Origin of the sequence: Formosa sp. L2A11 (assembly GCF_009796865.1) — a bacterium.
GTDB lineage: Bacteria > Bacteroidota > Bacteroidia > Flavobacteriales > Flavobacteriaceae > Formosa.
In genome coordinates this window covers 1,059,255-1,072,507 of record NZ_CP047028.1, presented here as the reverse complement: position 1 = coordinate 1,072,507, position 13,253 = coordinate 1,059,255, and the positions used below count along the sequence as shown (strand labels likewise).

Genomic DNA, 13,253 nt, shown 5'->3' with positions numbered 1-13,253 from the left:
TTCAAACTATATTCAATATGACAATTTTAATTCTAGGTGCTGGCGGAAGAGAACATACTTTTGCTTGGAAAATTTCTCAAAGTCCATTATGTAAAAAGCTTTTTGTTGCTCCAGGTAACTCAGGGACAGCAGCTATTGCGCAAAATGTTGCAATAGGCGTAACCGATTTTGAAGCAATTAAAACTTTAGTTTTAGAAAATAATATAGATATGGTTGTTGTGGGGCCAGAAGATCCTTTAGTGCAAGGTATTCATGATTTCTTCCTAAACGATGAAAAATTGAAGCATGTTGCCGTAATTGGACCAGAAAAAGCGGCCGCAGAATTAGAAGGAAGTAAAGAATTTGCAAAAGAATTTTTATTTAGACACAACATTCCTACCGCAGCTTACCAAAGTTTTAATAAATCTAATGTTGAAGCAGGGTATGCGTTTCTTGAAACCTTAACAGCACCGTATGTTTTAAAAGCAGATGGATTAGCAGCCGGAAAAGGGGTCTTAATTTTAAATGATTTAGATGAAGCTAAAGCCGAATTGAAAGCCATGTTAGTAGATGCTAAATTTGGTGCTGCAAGTACAAAAGTGGTTATTGAAGAGTTTTTAGATGGTATAGAATTGAGTTGTTTTGTTTTAACAGACGGTAAAAACTATAAAGTATTACCAACAGCTAAAGATTATAAACGTATTGGAGAAGGCGATACAGGATTAAATACTGGTGGAATGGGAGCCGTATCTCCAGTGCCATTTGCTACAGACGAATTTTTAGAAAAAATAGAAACGCGTATTGTAAAGCCAACAATAGAAGGCTTGCTAAAAGACAATTTACCGTATAAAGGTTTTGTGTTTATTGGCTTAATTAAAGTAGGAGACGACCCAATGGTTATAGAATATAACGTACGTATGGGAGACCCTGAAACCGAAGTGGTTTTACCAAGACTTAAAAACGATTTTGTTGAATTATTACAAGCGGTTGCAAACGGAACTTTAAACAAAATAGATTTAGAAATAGACGAACGTGCAGCCACTACAGTAATGACGGTTTCTGGCGGATATCCTGAAGCTTACGAGAAAGGAAAAGAAATTACAGGATTAGAAACTATTCAAGATTCTATCCCGTTTCATGCTGGAGCAGATTTAAAAGATGGGAAAGTAGTAACTACAGGAGGTCGTGTATTAGCAATGACGTCTTACGGAAATACATACCAAGAAGCCATAAAAAAATCTTATCAAAATATAGAAAAACTACATTTTGATAAGATGTATTATCGTAAAGATATTGGATTTGATTTATAGAAAAGAGTGAGAAGATATACTTTTATCTTCTTCATTATTGTCACTAAATTTTTTCAATTGAAGCATCCAGTACACGAAAAATCCCATACCAATTAATATAAAAATCCAAGAGATTGTACTGGCTGCAAACCAGTTTTTAAGTTCTAATGCTCTTAAAGCATCTAAAGGTTGAAACAATACGTTTACAAATAAATCCTGTATCGCGTAAAAAAAATCTTTCATAGTATGGTATATTTACCAAACAAAAATACAAAAAGAGTTAATGATTACAAGTATTTTTAGTAAATCTAAACCAATAAATTTTTTAGTCGTATTCGCTATTACAGTTGGTACGTTTTTTATTGCGCATACTAAATATGCCATAGGTTCAGATTTATTGCAGCATTATATAAAGTATTTCTTTATTTTTAGTGTGAGCTTTTGCTCCATATTAGTACTAGATTTCTTAGTTAGTAAAAATAAATTAACACAGAAAAGTAGTTACGAAATACTTATATATGCCTTATTCTTAATGGCTTTACCGCAAACGATGTTGAATCAGGATATCGTGTATTCTAATTTTTTTATTCTATTAGCAGCACGTAGAATTTTAAGTTTAAGATCGCAACTTGATGTAAAAAAGAAATTGTTTGATGCGGGATTTTGGATTGCTATTGCAGCATTATTTTATTTCTGGTCTATACTTTTTGTAGTCCTTATTTATGCTGCTTTATTGTTTCATTCTAATACAAATTTTAAAGATTGGATCGTTCCTCTTATAGGTTTTGCTTCAGTTTTTATACTAGGAGTGTCGTATTCTGTAATTGTACACGACGATTTTTTTACCGCGTTAGATATTTTACCGGCCATTAATTTAGATTTCAATTCCTATAATACCACACAATATATTGTAGGAGTCACCATGCTGGTGTCTTTCGGATTATGGTCGTCGTTCTTTTATATCAGAACCATTAAATCTAAAAAAAGTGATTTTAAACCCGCTTATAAAATCATATTAATAGCAGCACTTATTGCATTTGGTATTATGGTTTTGTCTCCGGAAAAAGAAGGCGGTGAATTCCTCTTTTTATTTGCTCCATTAGCCGTAATAATTACAAATTATTTAGAAATTATTAAAGAGAAATGGTTTAAGGAAATCTTTCTTGGGCTATTAATCTTTGTGCCTTTCTTGTTGTTATTGTTGTAGTTTTTGTCCGAAACATAAATCTCCAGCATCACCAAGTCCAGGAACAATATAACCTTTTTCATTTAGTTTTTCATCTATTGTAGAAATCCATAAATGGGTGTCTGCATTAAAATGTTTAGATACGTTTTCTACACCTTGTTCTGCACCAATAACACTTACTAAATGTATTTCTTTGGGTGTTCCAAAAGGTTTTAATGCTTCGTAAGTTGCCATCATAGATTGTCCTGTTGCAAGCATAGGATCTGCAAGTATTAAAGTCTTGTTTTCTAGAGAAGGACAAGCTAAATATTCAACTATAATTTCGAAATTTTCAGGAGTAGATTTATGATGTCTATATGCTGAAATGAAAGCATTTTCGGCAGCATCAAAATAATTTAATAATCCGTTATGTAATGGAATTCCGGCACGTAAAATAGAACAAATAACAATCTCGTTTTCGGGTAAACTAATTTCTGTAGTCGCTAAAGGAGTTTCAACTGTTTTTGCTTTAAAATGAAGCGATTTACTTAATTCGTAAGCCAGTATTTCACCAATACGTTCAATATTTCGTCTAAAACGCATGTTGTCGGTTTGAATGGTTTTATCTCGTAATTCTGACATAAATACATTTAAAATGGTGTTTTCTTTAGATAAATTGTGAATCTGCATGGTTCTCTTTTATGGTATCTGGTAAAGTTAATTAAATAGAAGTATATTTACGTTTGTAATATCTATTTAAATTTTAGGGAAACGTGAATCTACATTGTATATGAAATGAATGTGTTTAACTAAAAAATATGTAGGTTTGTATTTTAAAATAAAAATCATGTTTACAACTAAGGCAAATACCATATTTCAGGACGTTATAAATACGTATCACGTAATAAATACTGTAGATCAGGAATTTTCAAATCCTTATAGTAAGGAAGACGATTTATTGGCACATTTATTATACAGAAAATGTTGGATAGATACCGTGCAATGGCATTACGAAGATATTATTCGCGATCCGCAAATAGATCCTGTTGCAGCTTTAACGTTGAAACGTAAGATTGATGCTTCTAACCAAGATCGTACAGATATGGTGGAGTATATTGATAGTTATTTTTTAGAAGAATATAAAAATGTAAAACCTAAAGTAGGCGCTACAATTAATACAGAAAGTCCAGCTTGGGGCGTAGATAGATTATCTATTCTTGCCTTAAAAGTGTATCACATGGAGGAAGAAGCAACTCGTAAAGATGCTTCTGAAGCTCATAAAAAAGCATGTCAAACTAAGTTAGATATTCTTTTAGAACAACGTGTAGATTTATCTACTGCGATAGATACGTTATTGAATGATATTGCTTCTGGAGATAAATACATGAAAGTGTACAAACAAATGAAAATGTATAACGACGATGAACTTAATCCTGTATTGCGTTCTCAAAAATAAGTCTTTACTTTTTTAATCGTGTCAAAACAAACACAACATATATTAGTTATACGTCTCTCTGCAATGGGGGACGTTGCTATGTCTGTACCTGTCTTAAGAGCGTTAACCACGCAGTATCCTCATTTAAAAGTTACCGTTTTAACGCGTCCTTTTTTCGAACCTTTTTTTAGAGATCTAGATCAGGTTTCTGTTTATGACGCAGATTTAAAAGGCGAACATAAAGGTGTTTTCGGACTGTACAAGCTTTCTAAATCACTTAAAAAATTAAATATTGATGCTGTAGCAGATATTCATAATGTCTTGCGTTCTAAAATCCTGAAAATCTTTTTTTTAGGAACATCATTTGCTCAAATAGATAAAGGTAGATCTGAAAAGAAAGCGTTAATAAGTGGATCCGTTTTTAAGCAGTTACCATCAACGGTTGAGCGTTATGCTGAGGTTTTTAAAGACTTAGGTTTTCCTGTTGATTTATCAAATCCTACATTTGCAGCATCTGCAGTATTATCTGAAAAACTTCTAGCGATAACAGGTTCACATGACAAGAAATGGATTGGTATTGCGCCTTTTGCAGCTCATGATAGTAAAATGTATCCTATTAATTTGATGGAGACTGTTATTGAAACCTTGTCTAAAGAATATAAGGTATTTTTATTTGGTGGAGGAGCTAAAGAAGTTGAGGTTTTAAATGGATTTCAGTCTAAATTTAAAAACGTTATTAATCTTGCTGGACAATTAAATTTTAATGAAGAATTAGATATTATTTCTAACTTGGATGTAATGTTGTCTATGGATTCTGGGAATGGACATATGGCGGCTATGCTTGGTAAAAAAGTAATTAGTATTTGGGGTGTTACGCATCCATTTGCTGGCTTTGCACCATTTAATCAGCCTAGCGATTATACTTTAACAGCAAGTAGGGAAGAATTTCCTTTAATTCCGACGTCTATTTACGGAAACAAATTTCCTGAAGGTTATGAAAAGGCTTCTGGAACAATTGTTCCAGAAACCATTGTAAATAAAATTATATCGGTGATTTAAACGTCGTCGTAATCTACAATTATAGTTGGTGTTGTTGGGCATGCTTGGCATGTTAATACTAACCCTTCTGCTAATTCATTATCTGTTAAAATATTGTTTTGTTTCATAGTAGCAGAACCTTCTGTAACACGAGCAATACAACTACTGCAAATTCCGCCTTGGCAAGAATATGGTGCATCTATGTGTTTTGCTAGTGCAGCCTCGAGAATAGTTTGTTGTTGGGACATAACGAATTCTGTTTCTTCGTCGTCTACTATTATTTTTATTGAGGTAGAACCATCACTAGCGGTAGCAGTATTGTTTGTTTGTTCTGCCGTAACTGGAGCTGTAAATAATTCGAAATGAATATTAGTTTCAGCAATTCCAAAATCCATCAACACATCTTTTGTTGTGGTAATCATGCCTTCAGGGCCACATAAATAAAAAGTATCTATGGTTTGTTTTTTGTAGGTGTTTTTTAATAAGAAATTTACTGTGCTTTTTTCTATTCTACCAAACATAGCATCATCTTCTTGAGACTGGCTAAATATCATTTGAATAGAAAAACGATCTATATATTCATGGTGAAGTGCTAATAATTCTTTGAAAAAGATGGTGTTTTTAGGTGTTTTGTTTCCGTAGATAAGAATAAAATGACTGTTTGGTTCTTCCTCTAGAATAGTTTTAGCAATACTCATAATAGGCGTAATACCGCTACCGGCAGCAAAAGCAGCAATTGTTCTTGTTTTTGAAGCATCTGGCTCAAAGATAAAACGTCCGTTTGGTTCTGCGACTTCTAAAACATCTCCTTTTTTTAAGGTTGTATTTGCGTATTTAGAAAACAAACCATCTTCTACCGCTTTAACGGCAACAGTTAATGCTCCGCTTTTTGGAGATGCACAAATAGAGTAATCTCTGCGTACTTCTTTTCCTTCAATTTCTGTTTTTAATGTAATGTATTGTCCTGCTTTAAAACTGAATTTATCTTTTAAAGAAGAAGGAACTTCGAAGCTAATTGTTACCGCAGCTTCGGTCTCTTTATTTATATTTTGTATTGCTAGTTTATGAAATGCCATTAGTATTATTTTTTACAAAAATAAGAACATAGTTTTAAAAAGACTTTTGTTTGTAACAAAAAGTGTGTTAATATTACTTATTATTAGTGAGTAACCAACCACATTAACTATGATTAAACATTTTTTAAACCTGGAATGGAAACAATTTACCAGGTCTGCAAGCTTTGGAAAAAGCTTAGGGTTAAAAATATTGATGGGCTTTTTCGCCTTGTATTTTATTCTCATGTTCTTAGCTTTAGGTGTCGGCATGTTTCCGATGCTTAAAAAAATATTCCCAGAACGTGATCCTTTTGTAATGTTTAATAGTTTTATTTTCTATTGGATTTTAGGTGATTTAGTTATTCGGTTTTTCTTTCAAAAATTACCAGTAATGAGTGTAAAGCCATTACTTACTTTGCCTATAAAACGCGGGAAAATCGTAAATTTTGTTTTAGGTAAATCTGCTTTATCTTTTTTTAATTTTTTGCCATTATTTGCAATCGTTCCTTTTGGTGTTACACTTATTTTTAATAATTATAATGTGTCTGTAATTTTAATATGGATGCTTACTATTTTTAGTATTACACTTATAAATAATTATCTAAATTTTATTATAGAAAGTCTTTCTGCTAAAACAGAATTATCCTTTTTGCCAATTATTGGTGTTTCAGGGTGTCTTTTTGCTCTAAATCATTTTGAAATCATTAATATTTCAGAATTATTAGCTGCAGGAATTCAGGCTGTTGCTAATAATCCTCTATTATTGGTTGTTCCTATCTTGATATTGATTGGTTTATATCTATTTAATTTTAAAATACTTCGAGATAAGCTATTTTTAGATAGTTCTTTAAAAACAAAAACTCAAGAAGTAAATGCATCTAATTTAGAGTGGACAAAGAAGTTTGGAGATATTGCACCTTTTATGCAATTAGATTTAAAACTACTTTGGCGTAATAAAAGACCAAAATCTTCGGTTTGGATGTTGTTTTTAGGTCTGTTTTATGGGTTAGTATTTTACCCTAATCCAACGTATCAAGACAAGCCGTTTTTTTTCATAATTATAGGAATATTTATCACAGGGATTTTTCTAATCAACTTTGGGCAATTTATTCCAGCCTGGGATAGCGGGTATTATAAAATGCTAATGAGCCAAAACATAAAGTATAAACAATACTTAAAATCTAAATACACGTTAATGACGTTAAGTGTTATTATTTTATTTGTTTTAAGTATTCCTTACGTGTATTTTGGATGGAAAATTTTACTTGCACATTTTGGAGCTGCTATTTATAATATTGGTGTAAATACGTATGTTATTTTATATGGAGGTTCTTTTAACCGAAAGAAAATAAATTTAAATGAAAAAGCTGCTTTTAACTTTCAAGGTACAGGAGCTGTGCAGTGGATTATTGGGTTGCCTTTAATTGTTTTTCCAATTATTATTTTTTCAATTTTTAATTATTTTTTCAGCTTTGAAATAGGAGTATTGGCTTTAATAATTTTAGGATTGATTGGTATTGTGTTTCATGAAAAACTAATGAAATTTATAACCAAAAAATACTTAGCCTCTAAATATAAAATGATCGCTGCTTTCGATCAAGAAAACTAAAATATTACAGTATGATAACGACAACAAATCTTTCAAAAAAATACAACGGAAATCAGGTTTTAAACATAGAACATTTAGAAATTCCTAAAGGTCAGAGTTTTGGTTTAGTTGGTAATAACGGAGCCGGAAAAACAACATATTTTAGTTTGTTACTAGATTTAATACAGCCAACAACTGGATGTATTACGAGTAATGATATTCAGGTTAATTTAAGTGAAGATTGGAAACCTTTTACATCGTCTTTTATAGATGAAAGTTTCTTAATAGGTTACTTAACTGCTGAGGAATATTTTTATTTCATTGGAGAACTTCGCGGTCAGAATAAAGCAGATGTCGATGCGCTTGTTAATGAGTTTGAAGATTTCTTTCACGGCGAAATATTACATCAGAAAAAATATTTAAGAGATTTAAGTAAAGGAAATCAGAAAAAAGCAGGAATTGTAGCTGCACTTATCGGAAATCCTGAAGTTATTATTTTAGATGAGCCTTTTGCTAATCTAGATCCAACAACTCAAATTAGACTTAAAAATATTATAAAAGATTTAGCCGAACAAAAAGGAGTAACTGTACTTGTCTCTAGCCACGATTTAATGCATGTTACAGATGTGTGCGAACGTATTGTAGTACTAGAAAAAGGTGAGGTTGTAAAAGATATCGCTACCAGTGGGGAAACACTTCATGAATTAGAATCTTATTTTGCAGCCTCTGCAGAAGTTTAAATGTCATTCTATTTTTATAGGTTAATCAAAAAAGATGCTTATTTTTACCGCTTTGCATAATAATAGCAAGAGTTTATAGTTATTTATTTGATTAAATATCCCAACGTTGAAAACATCTTTTAAGGTCATTTTTATAGCATGTATTTCTGCTTTTCTACTCGTAAACTGTTCTCGAAAAAAGGACAAATTTATAAGTAGAAATTTTCATGCAATGGCCACAGATTATAATATACTTTATAATGGTAATATAGCCTTAGAAAACGGTCGTGATCGCCTTAATGAAGAATATCATGACGATTATTGGAATGTACTTCAATTAGAACGTTTAGATTTTACAGATGATGCTATGCTTCCTGGGCAATCTAAAAATGAGAATTTTTCTAGAGCAGAAAGGAAAGCGGTAAAAGCCATTCAAAAGCATTCCATGAATATTAAAGGGAAAGAGAAAAACCCTAAAATGGACGAAGCTTACTTACTTTTAGGTAAGGCTAGATATTTCGATCAGCGTTTTATTCCTGCTCTAGAAGCCTTTAATTATATTTTGTATAAATATCCGTTAAGCGATAAAATTAATGTGGCTCGTGTTTGGCGAGAAAAAACCAACATGCGTTTAGATAACGATGAGTTGGCCATTAAAAATTTAAAGCGATTATTAAATTTAGAACATTTAAAAGGGCAGGAACTATCAGACGCAACATCTACTTTAGCACAAGCTTATCTTAATATTAAAGTTGTAGATACGGCAATTGCATATTTAGAAATTGCAGCAGAAGTAACACCCAAAAATGAAGAACGTGCACGTTTTTTATTTATAAAAGGCCAATTGTACAATACCTTAGGGTATAAGGATAGTGCGAATATTACTTTTGATCGTGTTATAAAAATGAATCGTAAAATTTCTAGAGATTACTACATCGGAGCTTATATAGAAAAAGCTAAGAATTTTGATTACGAAACTGGAGATAAATTAGCGTTTTCAGAAACTTTAGCGAAACTAGAAGAAAATCGTGAAAACCGTCCGTATTTAGGTCGTATTTATCATCAAATAGGAGAATATTACTTAGCAACAAATAGCGATTCTTTAGGTGTTGTATATTACAATAAATCGTTACGAACTCGTCGAAACGACAAAGAATTAAATGCCAGAAATTATAAAATTCTTGGAGATTTAAGTTTTAATGATGCCGAGTATAAAACGGCAGGTGCTTATTTTGATAGTACATTAACCAATCTTAAATTAAACTCTAAAAGGTATAGAACAGTAAAACGCGAACGTGATAATTTAGACGATGTTATTTATTATGAAGACATTTCTAAAGTAAACGATAGCGTTATTCATTTAATAAACTTACCCGAGGCCGAGCGGTTAACCTTTTTTGAAACCTATACAGATGAATTAAAAATGAAAGCCGAATTAGAATACGAGCGTCAAGAAGCGGCAGCTAGAGCTCAAGAAGTGTTAAGTTCTAATTCTGGGTTTAATGTAAATACTAAAGGTTCGTCTTTTCAAGATCGCGAAAGTGCAGATAAAATTGCCAACACATTTTATTTTTACAATAACACAACAGCATCTTACGGTAAGAATGAATTTATAAAAAATTGGGGAGATAGAAAAAATGAAGATAACTGGCGTTGGTCTAATATGAGTTTTTCTGGCCCAACTGCTATTGTTGTGTCTACAGAAAAGGAAGGTTTAGATTTAAGTGGAGATATGTATAAGCCACAATTTTATTTAGATCAAATTCCTATCGACGAAAAAATTATAGATAGTATTACTAAAGAACGTAACTATGCCTATTTTCAATTGGGTGTTATCTATAAAGAAAAATTTAGTGATTACGAATTATCTAAAAGTAAGCTCCAGGAGCTTTTAATAAGTAACCCCGAAGATCGCTTAATTGTACCAGGAAAATACAATTTATATAAAGATTATGAATTGTTAGGAGAAAGTGGTGAAGCAGAAATAATAAAAAAAGATATACTAACAAATCATTCAGATTCGCGTTACGCAGAAATATTACGTAATCCCGATCAAGCCGTTGCTCAAGACTTAAATAGCCCGGAAAGTATGTATAATAAGGTACATAAAGTATTTGAGGCCCAGCAGTATGAAGATGTTATTGCGCTTTGCGAAGTTAATATTCATGATTTTGAAGGCGACGATATTGTTGCAAAATTCGATTTATTAAAAGCAACAGCTACAGGTAGATTATATGGTTTCGAGGCTTATTTAAAAGCATTAAACGATGTTGCTTTATCGTACCCTAATCTTCCAGAAGGACAAAGAGCAGAAGAGTTAAGACGCAATGTGTTACCTGGTTTAAAAAAATCAGAGTTTTATAATTACGATTATGGAACGCGTTTTAAAGTTGTCTATCAATTCGATAATACCTCGGAGAAAAATATTGATGCTTTTGTTGAAAAATTAAAATATAGAATTAGAAAAAGTAAGATACTACGATTTATCATCGTCTAAAGATGTGTATTCAATAACAACAACTTTTGTTATTGTTCATGGTTTTAGTAATTTAGTAGTCGCAGAAGGATTTAAGGATTTGTTTGAAAAGAAAGATAAGAATAAGATTACAAAACCTTATTTCGTAATCTCATCAGATAATTATCAAATGATGCAGATTCATAAAAATTTAGAAAAAATATTTAACTCAAAATAATTTATAAACTAATTCCCCCAAATTAATTACTATGTTTAAGGATAGCAAAAAGGAAAAACAACAAAGTGTGGACGCATCAGGAAATCAAAATATTATAGCTCAAGGCACCAAAATTGTAGGTGATTTAAGTAGTGAGGGCGGATTTAGAATAGACGGTATTGTAGAAGGAAATTTAAAAACACCTGGAAAAGTAGTGGTTGGAAAAACCGGATTTATTAACGGAACTTTAGAAGGCACAGATGCTTATTTTGAAGGTAAGTTTTCTGGTAAATTACAATTATCTGGTACGTTAACTTTAAAATCTACTGCAGATATTCAAGGCGATGTTACTGTAGCTAAACTAGCCGTAGATCCTGGAGCGAATTTTGATGTAACTTGTGTTATGAAAAGTGGTGTGAAAGCGATTAAAAATGAAAGAACTAAAGAAAAAACAGCTTAATAATTATGTCAGATTTTCTGGTATGGCTTTCCAAATGATAGCTATAATAGGAGTGATGACATTTGTAGGTATTAAGTTAGATGGTAAATACCCAAACCAATACAGTGCTTATACTGTTATTTTTTCTTTAATTGGTGTAATTGGCGCCATGTATCAAATTATTAAGCAAGTCACTAATCTTAACAATTAAGATTAAAAATTTTTATGTTTTAATGAAACAAAAATTACGTTCTTTTTTAATGGTATTAGTGCCGTTAACTATAGTTTTATGTGTCTTGCAAACATTTCTAGTTCAGAAATTAGAAAGTTCGCATGTCTTTTATTTATCAACTTGGAGTATTTATGTGTTTCATTTTGTCGCTACAGTAATAGTTTATACTTCGGTTATTTATGTAAATAGTGTTTTTTTAGACAAAACTGGTTTTGCATTTATGACTTGTGGTGTTCTTAAAATGTTCGCTACCATTGTGTTTCTACTTCCTTTAATCTTAAATTCTAAAGAGACTCCTCAGGGCGATGTTATAGGCTTTTTTGTACCTTATTTTATATACTTACTTATCGAAACTGTTTTTGTTGTAAAGCTATTAGTTAATAAACCTTAAAAAATTGACAATTCCTCAAAAAGTGGTGGTTTAAGAGTAAAAAAATTAGTTATTAACTTTATAATGTTAATTAAAAATGTATTTTTGCACCAAAATTTGGAGACCGTAAATTATATTTAAAAAAGTATGATGATAGCAAAAAAATCTATCAAATGTTTAGTAACAGTCATTTTGGCTGTACTTCCGTTTTTTAGCTTCGCCCAACACGGGAACGAACATGGGGAAGAAGAGACAGAATTTAATGCAAACGATTTAATTAATGGACACATTGGAGATTCTCACGAATTCCATATGTTCGATTATGATGGCGAGGCATATTCTTTCTACTTACCAGTAATTTTATGGACAGATAATGGGTTAACCATTTTTTCTTCAAAAGCATTTCATCACGATAACAGCGGTCACCACGTTGTAGAAAAAGGAGGACACTCTTTTGTTCGTGATACAGAAGTTATTTATTACACAGATAAATATGAGACGTTAACAGCAGATGATAAAAATGCTTTTAATTTTGATGCACGTCCTTTAGATTTTTCAATTACGAAAAATGTGTTTTCAATGATTTTGTCTGCAATTATATTATTCTTGTTGTTCTCTGCAGTAGCAAGATCTTATAAGAAAAACGATAAAGCACCAAAAGGATTAGCTAGTTTCATGGAGCCACTTATTACTTTTGTAAGAGACGATATTGCTATTCCTAATATAGGAGAACATAAATATGCTAAGTTTATGCCATATTTATTAACTATATTTTTCTTTATATGGATTAACAACCTTATTGGTTTGGTGCCTTTCTTTCCTTTTAGTTCTAACTTAACAGGAAACATTTACTTTACTTTTGTTTTAGCTTTTATTACCTTTTTAGTTACAACGTTTAGTGGTAATAAAACATACTGGAAACATATTTTAATGCCGCCAGTGCCTAAAGCATTATATCCAATTATGATTCCTATTGAGTTTATTGGAATGTTAACAAAACCATTCGCATTAATGATTCGTTTATTTGCAAACATTACTGCTGGACATATTATTATATTAAGTTTAGTGTCTTTAATTTTTATATTTAAAACACCTGCTATTGCTCCTGTTTCAGGATTCTTTGTACTGTTTATGAGTGCTCTAGAGTTATTAGTTGCAGCGTTACAAGCTTATGTGTTTACATTATTATCGGCATTATTTATTGGTCAGGCTGTTGCCGAAGACCATCATTAAATCGAGTTTTTTAATTATTAATTATATAAATTTATTACT

General features: G+C 31.4%; 15 protein-coding genes. 12 read left to right on the top strand and 3 right to left on the bottom strand.

Features of this window, described 5'->3' with window-relative positions:
• The first annotated feature begins 17 nt into the window (after nucleotides 1–17).
• Nucleotides 18–1,289: a phosphoribosylamine--glycine ligase gene (gene purD, locus GQR95_RS04740; RefSeq protein ID WP_159022070.1), complete on the top strand. Its 1,272-nt coding sequence runs from the start codon at nucleotides 18–20 to the stop codon at nucleotides 1,287–1,289.
• On the opposite strand, the gene GQR95_RS04735 is transcribed toward purD, so the two are convergent.
• Complete coding sequence (locus GQR95_RS04735) at nucleotides 1,284–1,511, bottom strand: uracil phosphoribosyltransferase (RefSeq protein WP_159022069.1); 228 nt, start codon at nucleotides 1,509–1,511, stop codon at nucleotides 1,284–1,286. The two genes, purD and GQR95_RS04735, sit on opposite strands and share 6 nt — an antisense overlap.
• Before the next feature lie 40 nt (nucleotides 1,512–1,551).
• Between GQR95_RS04735 and GQR95_RS04730 the strand changes: the two genes are divergently transcribed.
• On the top strand, nucleotides 1,552–2,475 hold the full coding sequence (locus GQR95_RS04730) for a DUF6427 family protein (RefSeq protein WP_159022068.1): 924 nt from the start codon (nucleotides 1,552–1,554) through the stop codon (nucleotides 2,473–2,475).
• On the opposite strand, the gene upp is transcribed toward GQR95_RS04730, so the two are convergent.
• A complete protein-coding gene (gene upp, locus GQR95_RS04725; RefSeq protein ID WP_159022067.1) occupies nucleotides 2,464–3,123 on the bottom strand; it encodes a uracil phosphoribosyltransferase in 660 nt (219 codons plus the stop codon). The two genes, GQR95_RS04730 and upp, sit on opposite strands and share 12 nt — an antisense overlap.
• Before the next feature lie 157 nt (nucleotides 3,124–3,280).
• Between upp and GQR95_RS04720 the strand changes: the two genes are divergently transcribed.
• Both GQR95_RS04720 and GQR95_RS04715 read left to right on the top strand, forming a co-directional pair.
• Nucleotides 3,281–3,889 (top strand): DUF4254 domain-containing protein, encoded by a 609-nt coding sequence (locus GQR95_RS04720; RefSeq protein ID WP_159022066.1) that lies wholly within the window; start codon nucleotides 3,281–3,283, stop codon nucleotides 3,887–3,889.
• Between the two features lie 18 nt (nucleotides 3,890–3,907).
• Nucleotides 3,908–4,927, top strand: coding sequence for a glycosyltransferase family 9 protein (locus GQR95_RS04715; RefSeq protein WP_370514530.1), 1,020 nt, complete (start codon nucleotides 3,908–3,910; stop codon nucleotides 4,925–4,927).
• Here the strand turns inward: GQR95_RS04715 and GQR95_RS04710 are convergent.
• A complete protein-coding gene (locus GQR95_RS04710; protein ID WP_159022065.1) occupies nucleotides 4,924–5,982 on the bottom strand; it encodes a ferredoxin--NADP reductase in 1,059 nt (352 codons plus the stop codon). The two genes, GQR95_RS04715 and GQR95_RS04710, sit on opposite strands and share 4 nt — an antisense overlap.
• Nucleotides 5,983–6,091: 109 nt before the next feature.
• Between GQR95_RS04710 and GQR95_RS04705 the strand changes: the two genes are divergently transcribed.
• The 8 genes from GQR95_RS04705 (at nucleotide 6,092) to atpB (ending at nucleotide 13,214) form a co-directional block, all read left to right on the top strand.
• Nucleotides 6,092–7,570 carry a DUF5687 family protein gene (locus GQR95_RS04705; protein ID WP_159022064.1) on the top strand — a complete coding sequence of 493 codons (1,479 nt, stop codon included), beginning with the start codon at nucleotides 6,092–6,094 and terminating at the stop codon, nucleotides 7,568–7,570.
• Between the two features lie 11 nt (nucleotides 7,571–7,581).
• The gene (locus GQR95_RS04700; RefSeq protein ID WP_159022063.1) at nucleotides 7,582–8,289 is read left to right on the top strand and encodes an ABC transporter ATP-binding protein; all 708 of its coding nucleotides are present in this window, start codon (nucleotides 7,582–7,584) and stop codon (nucleotides 8,287–8,289) included.
• Nucleotides 8,290–8,395: 106 nt separating this feature from the next.
• Complete coding sequence (locus GQR95_RS04695; RefSeq protein ID WP_233266002.1) at nucleotides 8,396–10,765, top strand: lipopolysaccharide assembly protein LapB; 2,370 nt, start codon at nucleotides 8,396–8,398, stop codon at nucleotides 10,763–10,765.
• Nucleotides 10,766–10,769: 4 nt separating this feature from the next.
• Nucleotides 10,770–10,961 (top strand): hypothetical protein, encoded by a 192-nt coding sequence (locus GQR95_RS16730; protein WP_233266001.1) that lies wholly within the window; start codon nucleotides 10,770–10,772, stop codon nucleotides 10,959–10,961.
• Between the two features lie 31 nt (nucleotides 10,962–10,992).
• Nucleotides 10,993–11,400, top strand: coding sequence for a polymer-forming cytoskeletal protein (locus tag GQR95_RS04690; protein ID WP_159022062.1), 408 nt, complete (start codon nucleotides 10,993–10,995; stop codon nucleotides 11,398–11,400).
• A complete protein-coding gene (locus GQR95_RS04685; RefSeq protein ID WP_159022061.1) occupies nucleotides 11,372–11,590 on the top strand; it encodes an AtpZ/AtpI family protein in 219 nt (72 codons plus the stop codon). The genes GQR95_RS04690 and GQR95_RS04685 overlap by 29 nt, the downstream gene beginning before the upstream one ends.
• Before the next feature lie 22 nt (nucleotides 11,591–11,612).
• Complete coding sequence (locus tag GQR95_RS04680; RefSeq protein WP_159022060.1) at nucleotides 11,613–12,002, top strand: DUF6168 family protein; 390 nt, start codon at nucleotides 11,613–11,615, stop codon at nucleotides 12,000–12,002.
• A 129-nt stretch (nucleotides 12,003–12,131) separates the two neighbouring features.
• Complete coding sequence (gene atpB, locus GQR95_RS04675; protein WP_159024232.1) at nucleotides 12,132–13,214, top strand: F0F1 ATP synthase subunit A; 1,083 nt, start codon at nucleotides 12,132–12,134, stop codon at nucleotides 13,212–13,214.
• Nucleotides 13,215–13,253: the final 39 nt, after the last annotated feature.